The organism is Streptomyces zaomyceticus, assembly GCF_014656215.1.
Taxonomy (GTDB): domain Bacteria; phylum Actinomycetota; class Actinomycetes; order Streptomycetales; family Streptomycetaceae; genus Streptomyces; species Streptomyces zaomyceticus.
On record NZ_BNBZ01000002.1, the window covers coordinates 406,194 to 430,071 of the forward strand.

At 72.3% G+C, this 23,878-nt stretch carries 20 protein-coding genes and 1 pseudogene; 10 read left to right on the plus strand and 11 right to left on the minus strand.

From position 1 onward, the window contains the following. The first annotated feature begins 21 nt into the window (after positions 1-21). A complete protein-coding gene (locus IE311_RS04465; protein WP_189830197.1) occupies positions 22-903 on the plus strand; it encodes a diacylglycerol/lipid kinase family protein in 882 nt (293 codons plus the stop codon). Positions 904-999: 96 nt separating this feature from the next. Here the strand turns inward: IE311_RS04465 and IE311_RS04470 are convergent, their stop codons facing one another. Together IE311_RS04470 and IE311_RS04475 are read right to left on the minus strand one after the other, a co-directional pair. Beyond that, positions 1,000-1,233, minus strand: coding sequence for a hypothetical protein (locus IE311_RS04470; RefSeq protein WP_189830198.1), 234 nt, complete (start codon positions 1,231-1,233; stop codon positions 1,000-1,002). Between the two features lie 256 nt (positions 1,234-1,489). Beyond that, positions 1,490-3,037, minus strand: a complete 1,548-nt coding sequence (locus IE311_RS04475; RefSeq protein WP_189830199.1) for an MFS transporter — start codon at positions 3,035-3,037, stop codon at positions 1,490-1,492. 187 nt (positions 3,038-3,224) lie between these two features. On the opposite strand from IE311_RS04475, the gene IE311_RS04480 reads away from it, so the two are divergent. Both IE311_RS04480 and IE311_RS04485 read left to right on the plus strand, forming a co-directional pair. Then, on the plus strand, positions 3,225-4,289 hold the full coding sequence (locus IE311_RS04480; RefSeq protein WP_189830200.1) for a right-handed parallel beta-helix repeat-containing protein: 1,065 nt from the start codon (positions 3,225-3,227) through the stop codon (positions 4,287-4,289). A gap of 54 nt (positions 4,290-4,343) precedes the next feature. Then, positions 4,344-5,372, plus strand: coding sequence for a methyltransferase (locus tag IE311_RS04485; RefSeq protein WP_189830201.1), 1,029 nt, complete (start codon positions 4,344-4,346; stop codon positions 5,370-5,372). 92 nt (positions 5,373-5,464) lie between these two features. Here the strand turns inward: IE311_RS04485 and IE311_RS04490 are convergent, their stop codons facing one another. The 7 genes from IE311_RS04490 to IE311_RS04520 all read right to left on the minus strand — a co-directional run bounded on the left by IE311_RS04490 (position 5,465) and on the right by IE311_RS04520 (position 10,802). Next, positions 5,465-5,797 (minus strand): TcmI family type II polyketide cyclase, encoded by a 333-nt coding sequence (locus tag IE311_RS04490; protein ID WP_189830202.1) that lies wholly within the window; start codon positions 5,795-5,797, stop codon positions 5,465-5,467. Between the two features lie 65 nt (positions 5,798-5,862). Then, positions 5,863-6,342, minus strand: coding sequence for an SRPBCC family protein (locus tag IE311_RS04495; RefSeq protein ID WP_189830203.1), 480 nt, complete (start codon positions 6,340-6,342; stop codon positions 5,863-5,865). Between the two features lies 1 nt (position 6,343). Beyond that, a complete protein-coding gene (locus IE311_RS04500; protein ID WP_189830204.1) occupies positions 6,344-6,604 on the minus strand; it encodes a phosphopantetheine-binding protein in 261 nt (86 codons plus the stop codon). 24 nt (positions 6,605-6,628) lie between these two features. After that, entirely contained in the window at positions 6,629-7,876 is a 1,248-nt protein-coding gene (locus IE311_RS04505) for a ketosynthase chain-length factor (protein WP_189830205.1), read from the minus strand. Beyond that, a complete protein-coding gene (locus tag IE311_RS04510; protein WP_189830206.1) occupies positions 7,873-9,141 on the minus strand; it encodes a beta-ketoacyl-[acyl-carrier-protein] synthase family protein in 1,269 nt (422 codons plus the stop codon). Before IE311_RS04510 ends, IE311_RS04505 begins: the two co-directional genes overlap by 4 nt. Further along, positions 9,138-9,608 (minus strand): cupin domain-containing protein, encoded by a 471-nt coding sequence (locus tag IE311_RS04515; protein WP_189830207.1) that lies wholly within the window; start codon positions 9,606-9,608, stop codon positions 9,138-9,140. The genes IE311_RS04510 and IE311_RS04515 overlap by 4 nt, the downstream gene beginning before the upstream one ends. Before the next feature lie 69 nt (positions 9,609-9,677). Beyond that, positions 9,678-10,802 (minus strand): SchA/CurD-like domain-containing protein, encoded by a 1,125-nt coding sequence (locus IE311_RS04520; protein ID WP_189830208.1) that lies wholly within the window; start codon positions 10,800-10,802, stop codon positions 9,678-9,680. Between the two features lie 233 nt (positions 10,803-11,035). On the opposite strand from IE311_RS04520, the gene IE311_RS04525 reads away from it, so the two are divergent. From IE311_RS04525 to IE311_RS04535, 3 genes are all read left to right on the plus strand, one after another. Continuing rightward, on the plus strand, positions 11,036-12,700 hold the full coding sequence (locus IE311_RS04525) for an FAD-dependent oxidoreductase (RefSeq protein ID WP_189830209.1): 1,665 nt from the start codon (positions 11,036-11,038) through the stop codon (positions 12,698-12,700). 339 nt (positions 12,701-13,039) lie between these two features. Next, a complete protein-coding gene (locus IE311_RS04530; RefSeq protein ID WP_189830210.1) occupies positions 13,040-13,552 on the plus strand; it encodes a sortase in 513 nt (170 codons plus the stop codon). An 85-nt stretch (positions 13,553-13,637) separates the two neighbouring features. Continuing rightward, a complete protein-coding gene (locus IE311_RS04535) occupies positions 13,638-14,312 on the plus strand; it encodes a class F sortase (RefSeq protein ID WP_189830211.1) in 675 nt (224 codons plus the stop codon). A gap of 46 nt (positions 14,313-14,358) precedes the next feature. Here the strand turns inward: IE311_RS04535 and IE311_RS04540 are convergent, their stop codons facing one another. Then, the gene (locus IE311_RS04540) at positions 14,359-15,552 is read right to left on the minus strand and encodes a hypothetical protein (RefSeq protein ID WP_189830212.1); all 1,194 of its coding nucleotides are present in this window, start codon (positions 15,550-15,552) and stop codon (positions 14,359-14,361) included. 360 nt (positions 15,553-15,912) lie between these two features. Here IE311_RS04540 and IE311_RS04545 point away from each other — a divergent pair, with 360 nt between their 5' ends. Beyond that, positions 15,913-17,463 carry an outer membrane protein assembly factor BamB family protein gene (locus IE311_RS04545; RefSeq protein WP_189830213.1) on the plus strand — a complete coding sequence of 517 codons (1,551 nt, stop codon included), beginning with the start codon at positions 15,913-15,915 and terminating at the stop codon, positions 17,461-17,463. 26 nt (positions 17,464-17,489) lie between these two features. Here IE311_RS04545 and IE311_RS04550 read toward each other — a convergent pair whose 3' ends face one another. Then, the gene (locus IE311_RS04550) at positions 17,490-20,630 is read right to left on the minus strand and encodes an AfsR/SARP family transcriptional regulator (protein WP_189830214.1); all 3,141 of its coding nucleotides are present in this window, start codon (positions 20,628-20,630) and stop codon (positions 17,490-17,492) included. 291 nt (positions 20,631-20,921) lie between these two features. On the opposite strand from IE311_RS04550, the gene IE311_RS04555 reads away from it, so the two are divergent. The 3 genes and pseudogenes from IE311_RS04555 (at position 20,922) to IE311_RS04565 (ending at position 23,795) form a co-directional block, all read left to right on the plus strand. After that, complete coding sequence (locus tag IE311_RS04555) at positions 20,922-21,146, plus strand: ferredoxin (RefSeq protein ID WP_189830340.1); 225 nt, start codon at positions 20,922-20,924, stop codon at positions 21,144-21,146. Next, positions 21,103-22,527 carry an NAD(P)/FAD-dependent oxidoreductase gene (locus IE311_RS04560; RefSeq protein ID WP_189830215.1) on the plus strand — a complete coding sequence of 475 codons (1,425 nt, stop codon included), beginning with the start codon at positions 21,103-21,105 and terminating at the stop codon, positions 22,525-22,527. Before IE311_RS04555 ends, IE311_RS04560 begins: the two co-directional genes overlap by 44 nt. 24 nt (positions 22,528-22,551) lie before the next feature. Beyond that, positions 22,552-23,795: pseudogene (locus IE311_RS04565) on the plus strand (cytochrome P450). Positions 23,796-23,878: the final 83 nt, after the last annotated feature.

Genomic DNA, 23,878 nt, shown 5'->3' on the forward strand with positions numbered 1-23,878 from the left:
TGCCGCCCGGAGGCCAGAGCCATGCGACAGTTCACCGCCGTCGTCAACCCCACCGCAGGGGGTTCCAGCGGTACGGCGGGCCTGCTCCCGCTGGCCCGTCTGCTGCGGGAGGCGGGTGCGCGGCTCGACACCGTCTACAGCCGCAGCCTGGAGCACGCACGAGAACTCGCCCAGGAAGCCGGGGCGCGGGGGCACGTCGTGCTCGCCGTCGGGGGTGACGGGATGGCCGGCTGCATCGGCGGTGCGCTCAGCGGCACGGACACGGTCTTCGGCCTGGTCCCGGCGGGCCGCGGCAACGACTTCGCCCGTGCCCTGGGTCTTCCCTCCGACGCCCGGGAGCTCGTCGAGATACTCCTCCACGGCGAGCCGCGGGCCGTCGACACCATCGAGGTGGAGTCGGCCGCGCACGAGCGGACCTGTGTCCTGGGAAGCGTGTACGCGGGCGTCGACGCGGTGGCCAACCGCCATGCCAACGCCTCCCGGGTGCTGCGCGGCGCCGCCTCGTACTACGCGGGGGGCCTGCGGGCGGTCCTCGCCTGGAAGCCCGCCGCGTACCGCGTCACGATCGACGGCGTGCGGCACGAGCGCACCGGATACACCGTGGTCGTGGCGAACTCGGGCTTCTACGGCTTCGGGAGGAACGTCGCACCGGGCGCGCGGATCGACGACGGGCTGCTCGACGTCGTGGTCATCAAGCAGGCACCCAAACGTCTCTTCTTCGCCATGATGAACGAGCTCAAGACGGGCGTGCACGTGAAGCGGCCCGAGGTCGAGATCCTCCGCGGAAAGGAGATCCGCATCGAGGCGGACCGCTCGCTTCCGTACGGTGCGGACGGCGAGGTCGACGCGACCCTGCCGGTGACCCTCAGGGTGCGGCCCGCCGCCCTGTACGTCCTGGGCTGACCGCGCGTCCGAGGGCGGGCGGTCGCGGAACGGACCGCTTCGCGCAGGAGAACGGAAAGGCCCGCCCTCGCACGCGAGGGCGGGCCTTTCCGCAGGTCAGTGGGCGCCGAGGTAGGCGTACTCGGCGCCCTTCTCCCAGGCGCTGTCCGAGCACGAACCGGTGAAGATCGTTCCGTACACGGACGGAACGCCGGTCACCGAACAGTGCGACGAGAATCCCGCGCCACCCTCGGCGAAGCTCCCGATTCCGACGCCGTCGTGGGCGATCGCGGCACCGGCGCCGCCCAGGAGGATACCGACGGCCAGGACAGAGGCGGCCAGAGAACGCATAACTACTCCTCAGTGTCTCCGAATGACGTGCCGGAAGGGGCCCGTCGCGCGGTCAAACTCCCCGGGGGTACGGCGAGACACGACGTCTCACTCCAATGCCGGACAGCGGATCTCGGGCCCCCGCGTGTGCAGAAACGATCTCCTCCAACGGCCCCTTGAGAAGCGTCCTCACCTCGATGACCTGGCGTTTGTCACCCACATGCCGATGCTCGGCACCTGCCGCCGACCCGGCGGGCGGCATCGAGGACACGCGCCGCTACAGGGCTGCGTCCGCCCGGGCGTCCTCCCCGCGAGGGCCCGCGTCCGCGTCCGGCTTCCGCCGCTCGGCACCGCCCGCGGGGACACGTACCGTCGCGAAGACGACCAGCGAGGCCACCGCCCCGAGCGCCGCCGCCACGACCAGCACCGCGTTCAGACCCGACGCGAACGCCTCACGCACCAGCCGCGCCATCTCGGCGCGTTCGTGCTCCGGCCGGCCGACGACGAACGACCGGGCCTGTCCGCCGCTCAGAGCGACGGCCGCCCCGTGCGGGTCCGGGACACCGCCGTCGGCCCTCAGCACACCCTCGATCCGCGACTGGAAGATCACCCCGAACACGGCGATCCCCAGGGCGAAACCCAACTGGCGGAAGGTGTTGACCGCACCGCCCACCATGCCTCCGCGCTCCGGCGGCACCGTGGCCAGGGCCGCGGCCGACAGACTCGGTGTCACGAGCCCGACCCCCAGGCCGGCGACGACGAGCCCCGCCACGAGGCTGCTGCCCGAGGACCCCGCGTCGAGGGTGGCCTGCATCCCCGCGCCCAGGGCGATGAGCGCCAGCCCTCCGCCGATCGTCGACCGCGGCGGCCAGGGACCGAAGCGGCCCGCGAGCGCGGACACCAGGAACGCGGAGGCGCACATGGGCAGGATGTACAACCCCGCCTCGACGGGCTCGTACCCCAGGACGGACTGCATCCACAGGGACTCGTACAGCAGATAGGCGAACGCCGCGCCTTGCAGGAACAGGGCGCTGAGCATGATGCCGGTGAACGACGGTCCCCGGAAGAGCGACAGGTCGAGGACGGGGTCCTCGTGCCTCGTCTCGACCACGAGGAACAGGGCGAGGGCGACGGCCGCCGTGGTGAACAGACCGAGAGTGAACGGTGTCGCCCAGCCCTCGGAGTGGGCGCGGATCAGCCCGAAGGTGAGGGCCCCGCTCGCCACCGTGAAGGTGACCGTGCCCAGCACGTCCGGGCGCCGGCCGCCCCGGCCCTTGGCCTCCCGCACCGAGCGCAGCGTCATCACGACGGCGGCCAGACAGACCGGCAGGTTGACGAAGAAGATCCATCGCCAGTCCAGGTACTGGGTGAGGACTCCGCCGACCACCGGGCCGGCCGCCGCGGCGACCGAGTTGGTGGCGCCCCACACGGCGAAGGCCACCCCCCGGTCACGGCCGCTGTAGTGCATGCCGAGCAGGGCGATCGTCGTACCGAACATCCCGGCGGCGCCCATTCCCTGTACCGCCCGGGCGCCGATCAGCACACCCGCGTTCGGGGCGAGCGCGCACACCACCGAAGCCGCGGTGAAGACGACCAGCCCGACCAGATAGACCCTCCTGCGGCCGATCCGGTCGGCGCGGGAACCGACGCCGAGCAACAGCGACGCCAGTGCCAGCGCGTAGGTGTCGACCACCCACTCCAGATCGGAGAGCGTGGTGCCGAGGTCCGCCGCCATGGCGGGCAGCGCCACGGTCACGATCGTGACGTCCAGCAGCAGCATGAACGTGCCCATGCAGATCGCGGCCAGGGGCCACCACTTACGCATCCGAAGCCCTTCGCCGCCGACCATGCCGAAGAGGCGCCCCCGGCGGCCCCCCATGATCCACGCAGGAGGGCCGATGTCCGTGAGGACCCGCGCGCCACGCCCGAGCGTGGACCGCAGGGAGGTATGCCTAGGTCCGCCTGGACGATCAGCGGTGGCAGGCCGGAACAGGCGCTCATAGCTTCGGCACATGACCAAACGACAGATCGCCCTCCTGGCATGCACCGTGGCCCTCGCGGGCTCGGGGCTGGGCGCAGCCGCCCCGAGGGCCGAGAGCCGCACGGCCCACCTGGTGAAGCCCGGCGAATCGATCCAGAAGGCAGTGGACGCCGCGAAGCCGGGGGACACCATCGTCCTGTCACCCGGCACCTACCGTGAGAGCGTCCGCGTCACCACCTCGCGCCTGACCCTGGTCGGCTCGGGCTCCGCCTCCACCGTCCTCGTGCCCGGCGAGGCCGCGGCCGACGACGCGTGCGCCAAGGCCGGTCACGGCATCTGCGTGACCGGCACGGCGAGCACCCCCGTCCAGGGCGTCACCGTGCGCTCCCTCACGCTCCGGGGATACACCGCCAACGGCCTGTGGGCCTCCCGGACCGACCGGCTCACCGTCCGCAAGGTGCTCGCCGAGAACAACGGGAAATGGGGCATCGCCCAGGAGAGGTCCACGCGCGGCGTCTTCCGCCACAACACCGCCCGGAACAACGCCGACGCCGGACTGTTCCTGGCCAACACCACCGACACCGAGCAGGGCGCCACCGACGCCGAGGGGACGGTGGTCTCGCACAACAGCCTGTCGGGCAACCGGATCGGCATCACGGTCAGGCGCCTGCGGAACGTGACCGTCGACCACAACGAGGCGACCGGGAACTGCGCCGCGGTGTTCGTGGTGGGCGACGAGTCCACACCGCGCGCCGGGGCGATGACCCTGCGCCGGAACAACATCCACGCCAACAACAAGTACTGCCCCAAGACCCCCCGCCTGCCCTTCCTCCAGGGCTCGGGCATCGTCCTCACCGGCGCCGAGGAGACGGTGGTGGAGAAGAACAGGGTCGTCGGCAACGTGGGCGCCTCGCCGCTCTCGGGCGGCATCGTGCTGTTCAAGAGCTTCGTGGGCGTCCTGAACGAGCAGAACGCCATCCGCGACAACGTCGCGATGCGCAACAGCCCCGCCGATCTGGCCAACCGGGACACCGGCCGCGGAAACACCTTCACCCGCAACACCTGCACGCTCTCGGAACCCGCCGGAATGTGCTGACCCACCGGGTTCCCGCCACCGCCCATCGCACGACAGCAAGGACAAGGCGAACAGATGACAACGGTTGACCCGGCTCCCGCCCCGCCGATGCGGCTGAGGGAGCTCGTCTTCGGGGCGGCCTGCGCCGCCGCCGTACGCGCCGCCGCCCGCCTGGGCGTGGCCGACGCCCTGGGCGACACGCCCATGACCGTGGAAGACCTCGCTGCTGCGGTGAAGACCCAGCCGCGGACACTGCGCCGCCTGCTGCGCGCGCTGTCCTGCCAAGGGGTCTTCACCGAGCAGCCCGACGGCACCTTCGCCCACACGGAGATGTCCCGGCTGCTGCGCGAGGACGACCCGCACAGCCTGCGGTACATCGCACTGTGGTGCACCGAACCCTGGACGTGGGACGTCTGGCCGAAACTCGACGAGGCGGTGCGCTCCGGACGGAACGTCTTCGAGGACGTGTACGAAAGGGAGTTCTTCACGTACCTCAACGAGGACGCGCCCGAGTCCGCCCACGTCTTCAACCGGGCCATGACGACGTCGAGCAGGCAGTCGGCACAGGACGTCGCGGACCTCCTCGACCTCGGCGACGTGTCCTCCGTCGCGGACATCGGCGGTGGACAGGGACACGTCCTGGCGAGTCTGCTGGAGAAGCACCCGTCCCTGAACGGCGCGCTGCTCGACCTGCCGGGAGTGGTCGAGAACGCCGACCCCCGTCTGCGGGACGGCGGGGCGCTCAGCTCCCGGGTCCGTGTGGTGGCCGGCGACTGCCGTGAGGACATCCCGGTCCAGGCGGACGTGTACATCATCAAGAACATCCTGGAGTGGGACGACGAGAGCACCCGCAGGGCGCTCGCCAACGTCCGCAGGGTGGCGCGCCCCGGCGCCCGGGTCGTGGTGATCGAGAACCTCGTCGACGACACGCCCTCGATGAGGTTCACCACCGCCATGGACCTGCTGCTGCTCCTCAACGTCGGCGGTGCGAAGCACACCCGGCAGAGCATGGTCGACCGGCTGACGGACGCGGGGCTCGTCATCGGCGAGATCCGCCCCGTGAACGCGTACCTCCACGCCTTCGAGTGCACCGTGCCCGCCTGACCGGGACGAGGGAGGAAAACCCGAGGCCGCCCGCTCCGCGTCGTTCGCGGGGCGGGCGGCCTCGGGTTTCACTGCCGTGCGGGCCTCGGGGATCAGGAACCCGCGTCGCGCTCCCAGCGGTAGAAGCACTGCGCCATGGCGTCCTTGGGGCTCCGCCACGTCTGTGGGTCGTACGCGCTGACGTACGCCGACAGCTTGTCGCTGGCGTCCCGGAACTCGGGGTGTCCGGTCAGCTTCGCGATGGCCGGCCCCGGGTCCTGGTCCGACTCGATGAGGTGCAGGTACACGTCGCCGAACTGGAACAGGCGACGCCGGGTGACGCCGACCAGGTGCGGGAGTTCCCCACGGTCGGAGGCGGCGAACACGTCGGCGATCGCCGGAGCCGAGCCGGGTGCCATACGGGCGACGATCAGGGCGTGGTGCATCGAGCGTCCTTCCAGTGTGTGGGTGGGGGTGTGGGTGATGCGGGGGGTCGCCGGGCCGCGCGCGGTCAGCCGGGCAGGACCGAGGCGCCCCGGCGGTCGCGGGCGACCTGCTCGATGCGGTCCCGGATGAGGGCCATCTGCGTGCGGGAGTTGCGGTTGATGTTGTCGGTCATCCAGGCGTCGTCGACCGGAGCGTCGGGCTTCATCGCGAAGTCCTGCACCCAGCGCATGTGGACGCCGGCCGGGGTCTCCTCGTACTCCCACCGGATGTTCATGTGGTCGAACGGACCCGTCTCGACGCGGCGGGCGCGAACGGTCCGCCCGGGGCGGTCCACGGTGCGCTCCGACACCCAGCTCCAGACCTTCCCGGACTCGTCCGGGTGCATGGTCAGGCGGAAGGTGGTGGAGTCGCCCTCGCGGGAGAGGACTTCGAGGGAGGCGTACTCGCTGAAGAGTTCGGGCCACTTCTCGATGTCATTGGTGATGTCCCAGACGAGGTCGAGCGGTGCGTCGACCGTGACGCTGTTGTCGGTGTGGCCGGCCACGTCAGACTCCCGTCGCGAGGGCGTTGTTCACCAGGCCGACGAACTCGGCCGGTGTCTTGCAGCGCTCGGCGTCGGTGGGCAGCGCCACGCTGTACCGGTTCTCCAGCTCGCCGACGATGCCGAGCAGGCCGAGCGAGTCCAGGCCGAGGGTGGTGAACGGCGCGTCCGGCGCCTTCTCCAGCTCACGGGCGTCGACGGTGACGCCGGCCGCCTGCTTCATCAGCGTGGAGAGTTCGTCGAAGGTCAGTGCGGTGGTGATCATGTGTGCTCTCCTTCCCGCCCGGTCCTACTGGGCGGATTCGTCACCGCGGCGCACGACCAGCGCCGCGTTGGATCCCATGAGTCCCCGGCTGAGGACGAGGGCCGTGCGCAGCTCGGCGGGCCGAGCGCGGGACATCACCAGGTCGAGGTCGTGGCAGATGTCGAACACGTTGGGAGTGGGCGGCACCACGCCGTGCTCCATCGCGAACACCGCGGCGGCGGTGTCCAGGACGGGCGCCCCGCAGTAGGCGCGGCCGATGCCCGTCTTCGGCGCCGTGACGGGGACACGGGTGGCGTGCGCCCCGAGGGCGTCGGCGATCGCCAGCGCCTCGGCACGGTCCGCCTCCGGTACGCCCAGGGCGTCGGCGAAGACGACGTCGACCTCCTCGGGGGCGCACCCGGCCTCGTCGAGGGCGACACGGACGGCGTGGGCGAGTCCCTCCCGGGACTCCTCCCAGCGGGAGGCGCCGGTGAACGTGGCGCCGTGGCCGGCCACCACGGCCCGGACGACCGCCCCCCGGTCGCGGGCGCGGGACTCGTCCTCCACGACGAGCATCGCGCCGCCCTCCGCCGGGACGAAGCCACAGGCTCCGGCGGTGAAGGGCCGGTAGGCACGGTCCGGGTCCTCGACGGTGCTGAGCTCGGGGTAGCCGAGCTGGCACACCATCGAGTACGGGGCGAGGGGCGCCTCCGCGGCGCCGACGAGCACCGCCCCCGTGCCGCGTCGTACGCCCCGAGCGGCGTGGGCGATGGCGTCCAGGCCGCCCGCCTCGTCGCTCGCGACCACGCCGCACGGACCCTTGAGCCCGCTCCGGATGGAGATCTGTCCGGTGCTCGCGGCGTAGAACCAGGCGATGGACTGGTACGGGCCGACGAACTTGGACCCCTGACCCCAGAGCTTCTGGAGCTCTCGCTGGCCGAACTCGCCGCCTCCGGACCCGGCCGCGGTGACCACGCCGATCTCGAAGGGCTCCTCCGGGTTCTCCCGAGCGAGGCCGGCGTCGTCGAGGGCGAGTTGGGCCGCGGCCATGGCGTAGTGGCTGAAGCGGTCGGTCTGGACGAGGAAACGGTCCTCGATCAGGTCGGAGGCATCGAAGCCGCGGACCTCGCCGGCGACCTTGAGAGGCAGCTCCTCGCAGCCCTCACGGGTGATCCGGTCCAGGACGCCGAGCCCTTCCCGGACCGACTTCCAGTACGCGTCGGCGCGCAGTCCGTTGGGGGCGATCACACCGATCCCGGTGACGACCGCGCGCCGTGGGCGCTCAGTGCTCATCGTGTCCTCCCACCCGTCTCCGTCAGGAGCACCGCGGACTGGAAGCCGCCGAACCCGCTGCCCACGGAAAGCACGTTCCTGAGCTTCCGGGGACGGGCGGTGCGCGGCACGTAGTCCAGGTCGCACTCGGGGTCCGGGGTCTCGTAGTTCGCCGTCGGAGGTACCACCTGGTGCTTCAGAGCGAGGACGCAGGCGGCCACCTCGATCGCGCCGATCGCGCCGAGCGAGTGCCCCACCATGGATTTGATGGAGCTCATGGGCGTCGCGTAGGCGTGGGCGCCCAGGGACCGCTTCACTGCGGCGGTCTCGTGGCGGTCGTTCTGCCGCGTGCCCGAGCCGTGCGCGTTGACGTAGTCGATCAGCGTGGGGTCGATGCGGGCCTGGTCGAGCGTGGAGTCGATCGCCCGGGACATCTCCAGTCCCTCGCCGGTCAGACCGGTCATGTGGTACGCGTTGCCGAAGGTGGCGTAGCCGCCGATCTCGCAGTAGATGTGCGCACCGCGGGCCCTGGCGTGCTCGTACTCCTCCAGGACCAGGACGGCCGCGCCTTCGCCCATGACGAAACCGTTGCGGTTGTTGTCGAAGGGCCGGGAGGCGTGCTCCGGGTCGTCGTTGTCGGGCGACGTGGCCTTGATGGCGTCGAAGCAGGCCATGGTGATCGGGGATATCGGAGAGTCCGACGCGCCCGCGATGCAGACGTCCGCCCGGCCCTCCTCGATGGTGTGGAAGGCGTAGCCGACGGCGTCGAGGCCGGAGGTGCAGCCGGTGGAGACGGTCTGCACCGGGCCGCGGGCGCCGAACTGCTCGGCCACGACGGAGGCGAGCGTGCTCGGCGAGAACGCCATGTGAAGCTTCGGATCGGCCGCGCGATGGTCCACGTCCCACCGCCGACCGCCCGCGCTGACCAGCACGTAGTCGTGCTCGAGCCGGGTCGTGCCGCCGACGGCGCTGCCGAGGGAGACGGCGACGCGCCAGGGGTCCTCGGTGCCGGTGTCGAGCCCGGAGTCCCGGACGGCCTCCCCGGCGGCGACCACGGCGAACTGGATGTAACGGTCGGCGTGGCGGCTCAGCTCCGGATCCAGTCCGTGGTCCGCCGGGTCGAAGTCGCACTCGGCGGCTATGCGGGAGCGCAGCCCGACCGGGTCGAACAGGGTGATGCCACGGGTCGCGGTACGGCCGGCGGCGAGGAGGTCCCAGAACGCCTTCGCTCCCGTGCCGCCCGGAGCGACCACACCGATGCCGGTGACGGCCACTCGCCGGGTCACTCGATGGCCCCGCTTCGCTCGGACACCAGTCCCGGGTCGCCCACGGTCAGGTGCGGGCCCGCGGCGGCGAGCTGCGCCTCGTCGGTGTCCTCCGTGTCGACGTGACCGAGACTCGGACGCGGGGCGAGCGGACCCAGGTGGAAGACCATACGGGCCTCCACGTCGCCGACGTTGCGGAAGCGGTGCCGCACGTCGATGGGGATCAGGAGCCCGTGGTCGGGCTGGAGCGCGTACGTCTCGCCGTCCAGGTCGACTTCGAGCGCGCCCGAGACGACGTACACGAACTCCTCGGAGTACGGGTGGTAGTGCTCACCGATGCGCTCGCCGGGTTGGACGATGGCCAGGCCCATGAAGCCGCTGGTGGAACCCACGGTGGCCGGCGTGAGCATGGCCCGCAGGTCACCTCCGCGCCTGCGGTTGGGCTCCGTCTCGCTCAGGGTGACGATGCGAGGATGCTGCTTGAGCATGGTTGGTACCTCCGAGTGTGGCAGTGACGTGGCGGGGGAGGGCCGCGGCCCGGAGGCCGCGGCCGAACGTCAGGAGTCCGCCGAGCTGCGATCGGTGACGGGCAGCATGTCGGCGTGCGACAGGAGCCGGTTCAGATTGCGGTCGTTGTCGAGGGCTCCCTCGACGCCGATCGCGGGGCCGTCGAGGAGACGCGCGAGGACCGCCGCCTTCCGGGGGCCCTTGAGGCCGAGGGACGCGACGGGGTCGACGTCGAGGTCGCCCGTGATGTCGATGAGGCGCACCACGATGTCGTCGCGCTGGAAGACGGTGCTGCCCCACACCGGGCTGTCCGGATCGTCCGCCGCCGCCTCGTCCTGATGGGCGAGCAGCTTGGCCAGGTCCGTCCCGCGGCCTTCCTTCGCCGGGTAGAACAGCGCGTGGCGCCGCAGACCGTCGGGGGCCGGCCGCCCGGACACCACGTGGTGCACGGCAGGGAGCGCCGCCCGGGTGAAGAAGACGCGTGCCGACTCGGGGTCGGTCAGGTCACGGTCCTGCTCCAGGTACGGGTTGATGGCCTCCTCGACCGCCCGTACCTCGGGCTGGCGGGCGACGTGGCGCAGAGCCGCGAGGAGGTCGCCCTCCACTTCCACGGCGCGCACGACGCGGTTGCCGTGCATGAAGAGGGAGGTACGGCGCAGCCGGGTGTTCTCGTCGACCTGGGCCTTGGGGGACTCGTAGCCGGCCAGGAGCTCCGCGACCTTCGACTCGGAGCCCGGCTTGACGGTGAAGGTGAGGGCGTGGCGCGCCACACCGTCACCGACGCGGGCCGCGACCTGCTCGACCCCGGACACGGCGTCCGGACCCGACTGCTGACGGGGACCGGTCTCGCGGACGATGCTGTAGCGCATGGACCGGGTGTCCCTGACGCAGCTGTGCATCGGCCGGACGGTCTCGACGTGCTCCTCGCTGTTCACCCACGCCAGGAACGGCGGGGCGCTCTCCCACTCGCTGGTGATGAGCCACTGCGAGGGGTTCTCGATGGACTGGCAGAGCTGGTCACTGATGTGACCGGGAACAGAGGCGACCTGCTTGCGCATGAGCTCGTACGCGTCCAGGAACTGCTCCTGAGCTCCCTCGAACAGGTCGAGCAGGAGGATCACCCGCAGCCTGGAGCCGTCGAACACGGACTGCGAGATGCGTCCCGAGGGGGCCATCCGGCACACCTCTTCTCTTCTCGGTGGGGGGAGGGGGACGACCTTGGTGGCCGAAACGCCGGGGCCGTCATGTGTTGATCCTTGACAGGAGCGCCGACAGCGCGCGAGCCCCGTGAAGCGGACGAGTGAACCGCGTGTCATCCGGGTGCCCCGGGCACGCGGACCCGTCCCCGAAGGGAAGGAATCTGCATCCCATCCCCAACTCGCGTCGCAGGTGACGCCGGAGACGAGCAATGAACCGATTCGACTCGGCCGGTGAAGCAACCGTCCACCGCACCCCCGTACTCATCGTCGGCGGCTCTCTGGTGGGCCTGTCCACCTCGCTGTTCCTGGGGCGTCACGGAGTGCCGCACACCCTGGTCGAGCGTCATACGGGCACCTCGATCCACCCGCGGGGCCGCGGCAACAACGTGCGCACGATGGAGCTGTTCCGCAGTGCCGGAGTCTCGCGGCCCATCGAGGAGGCCGCGTCGGTCCTGGCGCGCAACAACGGCATCCTGCAGACGCCGAGCCTGGTGGGCGACGCCGGCGAGTGGCTCTTCAAGGAGATCGACCCCGGCGGCGGGGTCGCCCGCTTCAGCCCCGCCGGGTGGTGCCTGTGCAGCCAGAACGATCTCGAACCGGTGCTGCTCACGCGCGCCACGGAGCTGGGCGGAGACCTGCGGTTCGGCACCGAGCTGATGTCCTTCGAACAGGACGCCGAAGGGGTGACCGCGCAGGTCAAGAGTCGTGCCACCGGTGAGCACACCACCATCCGCGCGGACTATCTCGTCGCGGCGGACGGCCCGCGCAGCCCGGTTCGCGAGCAGCTCGGCATCGGGCAGAACGGTCCGGGCGACCTCTTCCACAACGTGAGCATCACCTTCGTCTCCCGCGGCCTCGTGGACGTCGTCGGCGACCGGCACTTCATCGTCTGCTACCTGACGAACCCGGAGGCCGACGGAGCCCTGCTGCCGGTCGACAACCGGGAGCGCTGGGTGTTCCACGCCCCCTGGCACCCCGAACACGGCGAGACACTGGAGGAGTTCACCGACGAGCGCTGCGCGGAACACATCAGGCGGGCCGTGGGAGTGCCGGACCTCGATGTGGAGATCACGGGCCGTGCTCCCTGGCACGCCGCCGAGAGGATCGCCGAACGGTACGCGGACGGCCGGGTGTTCCTCGTCGGCGACGCCGCACACGAGATGCCGCCCACCGGGGCCTTCGGCTCCAACACCGGTATCCAGGACGCGCACAACCTGGCCTGGAAGCTCGCCGCCGTACTCGGCGACTGGGCGGGTCCCCGCCTGCTCGCGTCCTACGACGCGGAGCGCCGGCCGGTCGCGGAGACGACGAGCGCCCGGGCCTCGGCACGGTCGGTCGAACACAGCCACCCCGGGTACACCCCAGGCCCCGGAGCCGGCGGCGGCCCCAAGGGGAAGAAGGGCGGCATCCTCAACGAGGTGCTCGGCTACCGCTATCCGCAGGGCGCGGTCCTGGGCACCGACCGGACGGAGCCGGTCGTGTCCGACGGACTCCGGTTGACGGGCGACCCCGGCAGCCGGGCGCCCCACATGTGGCTGAACCGCGCCGGTACCCGGATGTCCTCCCTCGACCTGTACGAGCGGTCCCTGGTGCTCCTGAGCTCAGAGGACGGCGCCGGCGGCTGGCACACCGCGGCGACACGCGTCGGGCAGGAGACGGCGGTGCCCCTCGACTCGTACCGGATCGGCGACGGTCCCGACGCGGAGCTCGCCCCCGAGAACGGCACGGACTGGGCGGAGGCGCACGGCGTCACCACGGACGGCGCGGTGCTGGTCCGCCCCGACGGGTTCGTCGCGTGGCGGTCCGAAGGGGCGTCGGCGGATCCCGGAGCGGCGCTGCGGCAAGCCCTCACGGCGATCCTGGGCCGGGACTGACCGCCTCCTCGTAACGGCACCGCGGGGATGTCCCAGGGCGCTCCTTTCGTCGGTGGTGAGCCACTCCGACGACCGCTCCCCGGGGCACCCCGCTCGGCGGCCGAGGCCCACTCACCCGTTCGCGTGCCGGGCCCCGTTCGTTCCCGAGGACCGCACCCACCGCTGTGACCTGCGGCGGTGATCACCGACGAGGACGATCAAGACCCCAACCGGGGGACATCGCCCGCGATCTTCCCGTTGCGGTGATCACCCGCCGGGGATCTCCTCGTGCATGGAGCACAGCACAGGAGCCGCGCCGCCCAGCCGGCCAGGAAAGCTCCACCGAAGGAGAGAAGAAGCATGCGTCTCGCACGTACGGGCCCCCAGCTCGCCCTGGTCCTCGGCGCCCTCGTCCTGTCCGCACCCGCCGCCGCCGCGGCGCCCGGCGGTGAGGTCCGGGTGAATCCGGGGAAGGCCGCCCCCGGCACCACCGTGACCGTCAGCACCACCGCCTGCGGCGCGGAGACCTACGGCAAGGGCGAGTCGGAGGCGGGCGGGAAGTTCCACCTCCTGCCCGGCGACCGGAAGGGCGTCCTGGTGGGTTCCTTCACGCTCCCGCTGGACGCCGTGTCCGGCACGGACACCGTGACCCTCAAGTGCCCGCCCCGCATCAAGCAGACCGTCACCTACCAGATCTCCGGCCGACCGGTCGGCGCCGTGGAAGCGGGCTTCGGCTGGGCCGCGGGCGCGGGCGCGGACGGCGACGAAGGCTCCGGCCCGTACGCCCTCGGCGCCCTGCTCCTCGGCGGCGCCGCCGCGGGCGTCCTGATCAGGACGCGCCGCCGGGCCACCGCCGCGCGGAACTCCGCCTGAGGCCGGACGCTCCACACCCCACGGCCGGGGCCCCGGCTCCGCGAGGAGACCCGGGGCCCCGCCGCCCACCGGAAGCACGATCCACATGAAGAACGGCTCCCGGCCGAAGCCCGGCGCGGCACCGCCCCGCAGCGTCCCCTCGATCAGGACACTGGCCTGGACGGCGCTCGCCGGCATCGTCCTGCTCGTCCACGTACCGGACGGCGACGGCACGCGGCCGCCGACGACGACGGCGCAGACCTCGGCGCTGCACGCGCGGCCGGCCGCCGGAGCCGACCGGGCCCGCTCCGGAACCCGGCCGCTGCCCGCGTCCGACGCCACGCGGATCAGGATTCCGTCCATCGGGGTCGACGTCGCCCTCGTACCCCTGGAACTGGACGGTGCCGGAGCGCTGCTCCCCCCGCCCGCGTCGGCCCCCACCACGGCCGGCTGGTACGCGGACGGCACCGCCCCCGGCGCTCGGGGCACGGCCGTCGTGGCGGGACACCTGGACACCCGGCTCGGCCCCGCCGTCTTCCACCGGCTCGACACCCTCTCCCCGGGTGCCGGGGTCGAGATCGACCGCGAGGACGGCCGTACGGCCCTCTTCACCGTCGACGCCGTGGAGTCCCATCCCAAGGACCGGTTCCCCGACGACAAGGTCTACGGCGCTTCGGACCGCCCCGAGCTTCGGCTGATCACCTGTGGCGGCGACTGGTCGAAGGACACCGGCTACCGGGCCAACACGGTGGTCTACGCGACCCTGACGGGGGCCAGATAGCGCCGGACACGAGGTCCGACGCCCGGTGCCCGTTCTCCCGTACATCTCACCGGTCGTGCGGACGCTGCTGGACCTCCGTGTCCGGCTCCTGGGGGTTCGGACCCCGGAAGCGGGCGAATGTCTTCGTGAGGGACTTCCACGGCGAGGGGTCCTCCTTGGCCGTCGCCGGCGAAGCCGCCCGGGGGGCGCCGTCACCGCCGTTCGCCTCGGCCAGCGCGTCGAGCGCCGACTCGGCGGCCTCCCGGTACAGGTCGCACGACGCCGTCATGGCTTCGAGGGCCCGGGCGTACCGGGTGACCATGGCCCGTGCGTGGTCCAGTTCCTCGGCGGGGGTGAGCAGGTGCCATCCCTGGCGCAGCCGTGTCAGCACCTGTTCGGCCTCGGCCGGCAGGGGCCGGGGCCGTGCCGCGAACTCCTTGATCTTGTCCAGGAGCGCGGTGGGTTCCGTGCCGTCCAGGAAGACGTCGCGGACGGTGAAGTGCTCCGCGTCGTAGTCGAGGGCCCCCGGTGTCGTGGGCAGGACGACGGCGCCGCCGCGCGGTATCCCCACCCCCAGCTCACGCTTCATCACGAAGTCGGCGATCAGCGCCTGCTCCGGCGTGGCCCGGTGTTCGACCACCCGGTGCCGCAGGCCCGGTGGCAGGAACGCCGTGACCGGCCGGCGCCCCAGGGCGTCCGGAGTCATCGCCTCGTGCACCACGACATGGATGAACCAGCTCTGCCGGGTGCAGTCCCGCAGCAGGCGGCGCAACTCGTCGTCGTCCTTCGGCAGGTGGTTCGCCGCTCGCAGGCGCACGCCCGGCACCGTCTCGTGGTCCCAGGCGACCTGGTCGCTGTCGGGCCAGAACACGGTGGCCGGTGAGGGCCAGCCCGCTTCCCACGCGGACTCGGCCTCGGCGGCGAGGACCCAGGTGACCCCCTCGCTCTTCCCGCGACGGGACTCGGGCTCGTACGTGGTCAGTTGCGCGCGCACCGTGACGCCGTCCGCGACGATCCAGCGGGCCTCGAAGACGCGGCGGGCGGACGGGCCGGGGTCGGCGGACTCGTCCCGGGGGTACAGGTCGGTGGAACGCGCCGCCTCGACGGGGTCGAGTTCGAGGAAGTCCTCGATCACCCGGGCCGCCTTGAGGGCGAGCAGGTTGCGCCGGACGTCCCGCTCGGGTTCGGGCCCGAGGTGACGCCCACGCCCGAGCCAGGCGGTGTCGGGGACGGTGGTCGATGAGGTGCTGTTCTTGGCCATGGAACCGTTCAGTAGGCGATCGGGGCCCGACCAGTATGGGCCCAGACCCGGGCGGGGAAACCGGCACCCCGTCGATGCCGTCGTGGATCGAACGCCGGGTCGACGGGCGGCCGGGCGATCCACGGGCAGCATCTGTCCGGTGCGGCGCGGGCAAGGTCACGGGGTCGGTATCGCGCCTCGGTCCGAGCCCGTTCGTCGCTTTCCCCTCGCAGCCGCTCTCACTCCTTTCAACAGGACTTCATCGGAACAGCAGCACGCTGCGGCAGGGTTCGGCAGGCCTGTGGTCCGGTCTCGCACAGCCAGGTCGCGGTGCCCGTACTGAGGGAGCCCGCCCGCCCGCATCGTGTGAGGGGAATCCGTATGTCGCAGTCGCAAGAGCCCTGGTACAAGCACGGCCCGCCGCCGTGGCCCGTACCCGACAATCCGTACGCGCCCGAGGGCTACGGTCCGCCACCGCCCCGCCCGCGCCGCCGACGGTGGCCGGTGGCCGTCGTGGCTCTCTGCCTGTCGCTGCTCGTCGGCGCCGGCGTGTACGTCGTCGGCGAGCGCACGGGACCGGACCGTGCGGGATCGAACAGCACCGCGCCGGACGGGGCCGGTTCGGGGGACGGCGGCCTGCCCACCACGGCACCGCCGAAGGCGAGCGCGCGCCCCACCCCGTCGCCCACCCGCATCCCCACCACCGCGGACATCGCGCGGCGGCGCACGGCCGGCGAGGCGCGTGCGTGGATCGTCGACGACCGCACCGATCTGCCCCGCCGGCAGATCCCGACCGAGGACCTCTGGATCGTCGGTGACACCGTCGTCCAGGCCGTGTACAAGCGGGTCGTCGCCCACCGGCTCGGCGACGGGGCCCAGCTGTGGAGCCTCGACCTCCCGACCCCCGTCTGCGAGACCCCGGTCAACCCGACCCCCGACGGAAAGGTCGTCATCGTCCTCAAGAAGGCCGAGGCCTGGACAGGCACCCGCTGCAACCAGCTCCAGATGATCGACCTGCGCACCGGCAGGGCGGGCTGGCGCAGAGAGCTGACGGAGACGGGCGCGGGGGACGGCACGATCATGGTGGACAGCGCCATCAGCGGTGGCACCGTCGCGATCGTCCAGAGCATGAAGGCCGCCGCGTACAAGGTCGCCGACGGGAAGAAGCTGTACGACATCCCCATGGAGGATCCCGGGAAGTGCTACCCCGGCAGAGTCGCCGGCGGCACCCGGCTGCTGGTCCTCGCCGACTGCGCGATCAACTCACTGGAGAAGGCGTACGACCAGATCAGGGAGATCGACCCGGTCTCGGGCAAGGTCCGCTGGCGCCACCGGACGGAGCCGGGCCGCAGGATCGGCCAGGTGCTCTCCGTCGCACCGGCCGTGATCACCACCACGCATCGGGAGACCCACGCCGCGGACTGGCGGGTGGTCGCCCTCGGGCCCGACGGCAGGGTGCGCAGGACCATCGACCCCCGGGGGAAGGGGTTCAAGCACTGCGGAGACTCCGTGGACACCAGCGCCAACGCCCAGTCGTGCCGGGAGGCCCTCGTCGGCGGGGGCCTCGTGCTCCTGGGCGGGACCGACCGCGTCGGTGCCTACGACCTCGGCACCGGGAAGCTGGTCTGGGGCGTGAAGGACGAGGGGACCTCGTACGGCTACTACCCCCTGCGCGTCGGACCGGGCAAGTGGGGGACCGTCTACCAGCTGGGCTCGGGCGGCAGGCCGGGACGGGTCTTCCGGGTCGGTCCCGGCTCCGCGGACACGATCAAGGACGTGCTGCGGCTGCCCGAGTCCACCGCGCGGCTCGAATTCGGGATGGGGGTCGTCGGCGAGAACGCCTACGTGGGGGAACGGCTCGTGCTCGCACCCGCCGGCCTGAACGGCGACGACACCCAGCACGAACCCCGCATGCTCTCCTTCGCTCCCTGACAGCGACGCGTCCTCGGCCCGGGCGGTCAGGCGCCCGGCCGACCGGGTCGCCGGGCGGCGCCCGCGGCCTCCAGTCCGTCACACGCCATCGTGTACTCGCGTGCGTGGTCGCGGGCCCCGGGCAGGGACAGAGCGGCCCGGAACTCCCGCTGCGCGTCGGTGTGCCGGCCCGCGGCCGCGTAGGCGCCGCCGAGCCGGATGCGGACCCCCATCTCCAGCCAGGTGCTCGTCTGCGGGGTGAGCGTCGACAGCGCCTCCTGGTGGAGATCGACGGCCGAGCGCAGGTTGCCCCGGGTGTGCTCCGCGGCGGCCAGCCGCGACAGGGTCGCCGCGCGCAGCGGCAGGTTCTCGACCTCGTCGGCCAGTCCGACGGCCTCCCTCAGCCGACTCGTCGCCACCTCGTTCCGGCCGAGCGCCAGCTCGATCTCGGCCACGAAGCACAAGGTGCTGCTGATCGTCCTGGGCCGGCCGTTCTTCTCGGCGAGGGTCAGGGCGCTGTGGTAGTGCCGGAGTGCCAGTTCGTGCCGCCCCTGCTGGTGCAGGAGGGCGCCGATGTTGCAATGGGACACCCCGGCCAGCCAGTCGTCCGCGAGGCCGTCCGCCAGCCTCAGCGCCTTGTCCAGTGCGGACAGCGCCTCCTCGGTCTTCCCCAGCTGCCCCTGCACGATGCCCGTCCCCGCGATGGCGCGGGCCTCTTCTCGGGGCTCGCCCCCCGCTCGGCCGAGCCGCAGGGCCGCGGCGAACCACGAGCCCGCCTGCCGGAACCGTCCCTGGTAGACGTCGAGGAGGCCCATGCAGTTGCGCAGCGCCGCGGGCAACCGCCGATCGGTGGCCGCGTCCGCGCACGCCAGGGCGAGTTCCAGGGCGGCACGGCACTCGTGGTGGTGACCGTGTCCGGCCAGGTGGTCCACGAGGGCCTCCGCCAGCAGACCTGCGTGGTCGGCGTGGCCGCCGGCCGCCGCGAACGCCACGACATCGACGAGCTCGCCGCCCACCGAACTCAGCCACGCCGAGGCCTCCCGCCACCCGGCGAAGGACGAACCGGCGGCTGCCGGACCGGTGGTGAGGGAGGGGAAGCTGCCGGGCCCCCAGTCGCTGGCCAGGCGGCCCGCCGCGGTGTAGAGACGCAGCACCGCGTCGCGGTCCGCGGCCGCTTCCTCGGGGGCCTCGCCGGCCACGCGCCGCGCATGCGCCCTGACGAGGTCGTGCAGCCGATACAGGCCGGGATGCGGCTGCTGCACCAGGCTGGCGTCGACCAGATCCTCCAGGACGTCCTCGGCCTCGTCGCGGGAGCCGCCCAGCATGGCGGCGAGGGCGAGCCCGTCGAAGCGGGCGGTGGGGTTCGTCCCCAGCGCGCGGAAACCACGCCGCAGTCCGGGTCCGAGCTGGTCGTACGAGACCCGGAAGGCGGCCTCCACGCTGCGATCCCCGGCCCGCAGCTCCACGAGTCCTCGCATGTCGTCGGACATCCGGCCGGCGAGAAAGGCCAGGGTCCAGGACGGGCGGCTCTGCAGCCGGGCACTGGCGATCCGCAGCGCCAGGGGCAGGCCGCCGCACCGCCGGGCGAGTTCACGCGCCGCCTCGGGCTCGCCGTCGGCCCGGGACTCCCCGACGAGCTCGCGGAGAAGTCCGACGGCAGCGCCCGTACCCAGCGGCTCCACCGTGAGCCGCAGGTCGGCGTCGAGGCCGGGAAGACGCTGACGGCCCACGACCACGACCCGACTCCCCGGTCCGGCCGGCAGCAGCGGACGCACCTGCTCGGCACTGCGGGCGTTGTCCACGACCAGCAGCAGCCGCAGGCCACTGGTGGCGGCGCGCCACGCCGTGACGAGGTCCTCCAGGCCGTCCGCCGACCCACCGTCGTCGACATGGTCCGGCTCGCCCGCGCCGCCCGGGAGGGTGTCGTCCCCGTCGCGGACCGCGCGCAGCATCCGGCGCAGGGCCCGCTGGGGGGTGACGCCCTCGTGGGCGACGCCGTGTGCGTGCAGATCGACGAACAGACAGCCGTCGGGGTGGGCATCGGCCAGCGCCCAGGCGGCACGTACCACCAAGGCGGTCTTCCCGACGCCCGCTGTACCGTCCACCGTCATCACGGACACGGCGTCCGGCGAGACGGGGGCGGTGAGCAGGGCGAGATCCTTCTCCCGCCCGACCAGGCACGCGATGTCCCCGGGAAGTTCGTTGCGCCGCCGGGAAGCACGAGGCGGGTCGGCGCGATCGGGCGCGCCGGACAGACTGTCACGGCCGCCCGAGGCCGCTTGCCCGGGGGACGGCTCCGGGGGACCGGCGAGCTCGGGCGCGACCGTCTCCGCCGTACGCGCGCGGACGGTCCGGCCGAGCAGACGCGGATCGTCCCTGCCGAGCAGACGCGGATCGTCCCGGCGCAGGACGGCCTGGTGCACATGCCGCAGCTCCTCGCCGGGCTCCACTCCCAGTTCGTCGACGAGCCGTCGACGGGTCTCGCCGTAGACGGTGAGCGCCTCGGCCTGGCGGCCGCTGCCGTACAGCGCGCGCATCCGCAGGGCGGCGAGCGGCTCGTCGTACGGCTGCGCGAGCGGAGCCGCCTGGAGGGTGTCCAGGGCCTCCGCGTAGTCGCCGAGCAGGACGAGGCACTCCGCCCGGTCCTGGAGCAGCGCACGCCGCTGCCGGACGAGCCGGCCCCGCTCGCCGACGGCGAGCGGACCCGGCAGACCCGGCAAGGGCTCCCCGCGGAGCAGATCGAGCGCTCTGCCCCCATGAGCGAGCGCGGCATCGAGCTCGCCGGCGGCCTTCGCCCGCTGCGCGCCCGCGGCCTCCTCGGCGAGCTCGTCGACATCGGTCCGGACCGTGCCGGGCAGCAGGCGGTAACCACCTCGCTGCCCGAGGATCACCGAGCCGCCCGCGCCGGTGCCCGGCTCGTCGAGAGCCTTGCGCAACGCGTGGACATAGCTGGGCAGGACCTTGTGCCCCGTGCCGGGAGGCGCGGTTCCCCAGACGTCGTCCAGGAGCTGCTGGTAGGTCACGTAGTAGGGCGCGCGCAGGACGAGCGCGGCGAGTACCGCCTGCCGTCGCACCGGGCCCAGTGCCAGTGGCGCGCCGCCCCGCCAGGCCCTCACCGACCCGAGGAGATCGACCCGCAGATCACCTCCGGTGCCGGTCGTGCCCCGACCCGATGCATTCACCCTCACGCCGCATCCCCACGCTCCGTGCGTCCAGTTCCCGCCCGCCGCCGGATTCCTCGTGCTTCAAAGGGACTTCATCAGAACCGCAACGTGCCACGACAGAGTCTGTCAGGCCCGTGAGCGCCACGTCCGCCCCACCCCGGGCGATCCGGTCGGGCCGCACCGGTGAGCGGTGCGACCCGATCGGACCGCCGCACCGCTCACCCGAACGGTCCGCTTCCCCTGGCTGTCGCCCTCCCGGCCGACGAGAGTGGCGCGGGGGTCTTGAGCGGGCCGTTGGAGAGGACCGATCCCGTGGTGAGCATTGCCGTCGATCTGAACCGCTGCCAGGGATACGCGCAGTGCGCCTTCCTCGCTCCGGAGATCTTCACCATGCACGGCGACGAGGCGTTGCTGTACGACCCCGACGCCGACGATGCGCAGCGCGAGAAGCTGGCCCAGGCCGCCGCGGCCTGCCCCGTACAGGCCATCCTCGTCGATGCCGTGGACGAGCCGGCCGAGGCGGTGCCCGGTGCTCGGTGAGGGAGCCCTGGCGCAGCTCAAACGCGAGGGCCGCATCGTCGTCGTCGGCGCCTCGCTGGCAGGTCTGCGGGCTGCCGAGACCTTGCGGGCCAAGGGCTTCGCGGGCTCACTGACCATGATCGGCGACGAGCCCTGCGAACCGTACGACCGGCCCCCGCTGTCCAAGGGGGTGCTGCTCGGCAGGGCGCGCGCCGACCGCACCGCACTGCCCCGGCTCCGATCCGTCGACGCGACCTGGCGGCTCGGCGTTCCCGCCAGTGGGCTGGACATGGCCGCGCGGAGGGTGCGGCTGGCCGACGGTGACGAGGTCCCGTACGACCGGCTGCTGATCGCCACCGGTGTCCGGGCGCGGCCGTGGCCGCGCGAGGAGGAGGCGGAACTCGACGGCGTCTTCGTGCTGCGGACCCGCGACGACGGCGCCGCGCTCGCCCGGCGGCTCGACGAGGGACCCGAACGGGTCCTCGTCATCGGGGGAGGGTTCGCCGGCTCGGAGGTCGCCTCCGCCTGCCGCGAACGCGGCCTCCCCGTCACCGTGGCGGAACGAGGCGCCGCGCCCCTGGTCGGCGCACTCGGCGGGGTGGTCGCGACGGTCGCCGCCGGCCTTCAGCGCGAGCACGGTGTGGACCTGCGGTGCGGGGTCACGGTGACCGCCCTGGAGGGCGACGCCTCGGGACGGGTGCGCGCCGCGCATCTGTCCGACGGCTCCACCGTGGAGACCGACGTGGTGGTCGTCTCGCTCGGCGCCCTCCGCAACACCGAATGGCTGAACGGTTCCGGGCTCGGGGCAGGACCCCGCGGCATCGCCTGCGACGCCGGCTGCCGGGCCTTCGACATCCGGGGAATCGTGACCGACGACATCTACGCGGCGGGCGACGTCGCCCGCTGCCCCCACCCCCTGTTCGGCTACCAGTTCCTGTCGCTGGAGCACTGGGGCAACGCCGTCGCCCAGGCCGGTATCGCGGCACACAACATGCTCAGCGAGAGCACCGACCGACTGCCGCACATGGACGTTCCGTCCTTCTGGTCCTCCCAGTTCGGCGTCAACATCAAGTCGGTCGGCGTGCCGTCGCTGGGGACGGAGATCTTCATCTCGCAGGGCTCGCTGGACAGCCGCCGGTTCATCGGCGTCTACGGATACCAGGGCCGCGTCATCGGCGCCGTCTCCTTCGACCACGGCCGATGGCTGCCGTTCTACAAGGAACTCATCGAGAGCACCGCGCCGTTCCCGCCGCAGTTCCCCACGGTCGACCGGCACGCGGACGGACAACGGCCGATGGACGCGGACTTCCCCGACCCGTCGGTCCCCAGCCACGGCCCCACCGTGACCCTCAGCGGATACTCGCCGGCCGACCGCCGGATGACGTTCACCCCCGCGCACTGACCCGCACGGCCACAAGGACCTGTCATGACGCAAACCCTGCTGCACCAGATCCTGGACTATGCCAACCGGGCCGACCCGTACCCGATCTACGAAGAGCTGCGGAGGACACCGGTCCACCACGAGGCCGACGGGCCGTACGTGATCAGCACGTACTACGAGATCCGCAGCCTTCTGCACGATCCCCGGATCAGCTCCGACGCCCGCAACCTGGCGCCCGGCAGCGCCGGCCCGCTGCCCGAGGCGGCGCCCGAGGAGAGTGCCCTGCCGCCGGGCTTCCTACGGCTCGACCCGCCGGAACACGACCGGATGCGGCGCATGACGAACCGGCACTTCGGCCCGCCTCACTCCCCCCACCGGGTGGACGGAATGCGCCCGGAACTCCACGACATCGTCGCCGGCCTCATCGACGGTCTCGGCGACCCCGGCCGGATCGACCTGGTGGAGCAGTTCTCCTACCCGTTCCCGGTGACGGTGATCTGCAGGCTGCTCGGAGTGCCCCGCGAGGACGAGGCGCGCTTCCACACCTGGCGGACACCCTCGCCGCCAGCCTGGACCCCGACCCGGACGCCGATCCCGGAGAACGCGACAGGGGCGGCAAGGTGGCGCACGAGGCCCGGATGCAGCTGGGCATGTACCTGGCCGGCCTGATCGAGGAGCGCCGCAAGAACCCCGGCGACGACATGCTCTCCCAGCTGGCGACGGCCAAGGGCCAGGACGGCCCGATGACCACGATGGAGCTGCTCAGCACCGCGGCGCTGCTGCTGATCGCGGGGCACGAGACCACGGTCAACCTCATCACCAACGGCATGCTGACCCTGCTGCGCAACCCCGACGTCCTCCAGCGCCTCAGGAACGAACCGCGCCTGGCCGTGCCCCTCGTCGAGGAACTCCTGCGCTACGAGCCGCCGGTGCAACTGCTGCCCCAGCGCACCACGCTCGCCGACATCGAGGTCCGCGGCGTCACCATTCCCAAGGGCGCCACCCTCTGGCTGGTCCTGGCGTCCGGAAACCGCGACCCCCGGCGCTTCGAGAACCCGGACCGCTTCGACCCGGACCGACAGGACATCCAGCACCTCGGCCTGGGCAGCGGCATCCACAGCTGCTTCGGCGCCCCGCTCGCCCGGCTGGAGGCCCAGCTCGCCCTGTCGGAGCTGGCCCGCAGACTGGAGAACCCACGCCTGCTCGACGACCCGCCCCCGTACCGCCGGAACGCCGTACTGCGCGGGCCGCGCCGGCTGCGGATCGCCTGCGACGGGATCCGCGCCTAGAGGGGGGGGCCTTCACCCGCGGTACCCGCGGCACGGCGGCACCTGCGGCGTGTGGACGGCACAGGCGGCGTGCGGACGGCAAG

Excerpts from the sequence above, each read along its gene's own strand:
- IE311_RS04465 (WP_189830197.1), top strand. The coding sequence starts at position 22 with ATGCGACAGTTCACCGCCGTCGTCAACCCCACCGCAGGGGGTTCCAGC.
- IE311_RS04470 (WP_189830198.1), bottom strand. The coding sequence starts at position 1,233 with ATGCGTTCTCTGGCCGCCTCTGTCCTGGCCGTCGGTATCCTCCTGGGC.
- IE311_RS04475 (WP_189830199.1), bottom strand. The coding sequence starts at position 3,037 with ATGCGTAAGTGGTGGCCCCTGGCCGCGATCTGCATGGGCACGTTCATG.
- IE311_RS04480 (WP_189830200.1), top strand. The coding sequence starts at position 3,225 with ATGACCAAACGACAGATCGCCCTCCTGGCATGCACCGTGGCCCTCGCG.
- IE311_RS04485 (WP_189830201.1), top strand. The coding sequence starts at position 4,344 with ATGACAACGGTTGACCCGGCTCCCGCCCCGCCGATGCGGCTGAGGGAG.
- IE311_RS04490 (WP_189830202.1), bottom strand. The coding sequence starts at position 5,797 with ATGCACCACGCCCTGATCGTCGCCCGTATGGCACCCGGCTCGGCTCCG.
- IE311_RS04500 (WP_189830204.1), bottom strand. The coding sequence starts at position 6,604 with ATGATCACCACCGCACTGACCTTCGACGAACTCTCCACGCTGATGAAG.
- IE311_RS04505 (WP_189830205.1), bottom strand. The coding sequence starts at position 7,876 with ATGAGCACTGAGCGCCCACGGCGCGCGGTCGTCACCGGGATCGGTGTG.
- IE311_RS04515 (WP_189830207.1), bottom strand. The coding sequence starts at position 9,608 with ATGCTCAAGCAGCATCCTCGCATCGTCACCCTGAGCGAGACGGAGCCC.
- IE311_RS04520 (WP_189830208.1), bottom strand. The coding sequence starts at position 10,802 with ATGGCCCCCTCGGGACGCATCTCGCAGTCCGTGTTCGACGGCTCCAGG.
- IE311_RS04525 (WP_189830209.1), top strand. The coding sequence starts at position 11,036 with ATGAACCGATTCGACTCGGCCGGTGAAGCAACCGTCCACCGCACCCCC.
- IE311_RS04530 (WP_189830210.1), top strand. The coding sequence starts at position 13,040 with ATGCGTCTCGCACGTACGGGCCCCCAGCTCGCCCTGGTCCTCGGCGCC.
- IE311_RS04535 (WP_189830211.1), top strand. The coding sequence starts at position 13,638 with ATGAAGAACGGCTCCCGGCCGAAGCCCGGCGCGGCACCGCCCCGCAGC.
- IE311_RS04540 (WP_189830212.1), bottom strand. The coding sequence starts at position 15,552 with ATGGCCAAGAACAGCACCTCATCGACCACCGTCCCCGACACCGCCTGG.
- IE311_RS04545 (WP_189830213.1), top strand. The coding sequence starts at position 15,913 with ATGTCGCAGTCGCAAGAGCCCTGGTACAAGCACGGCCCGCCGCCGTGG.
- IE311_RS04560 (WP_189830215.1), top strand. The coding sequence starts at position 21,103 with ATGCCGTGGACGAGCCGGCCGAGGCGGTGCCCGGTGCTCGGTGAGGGA.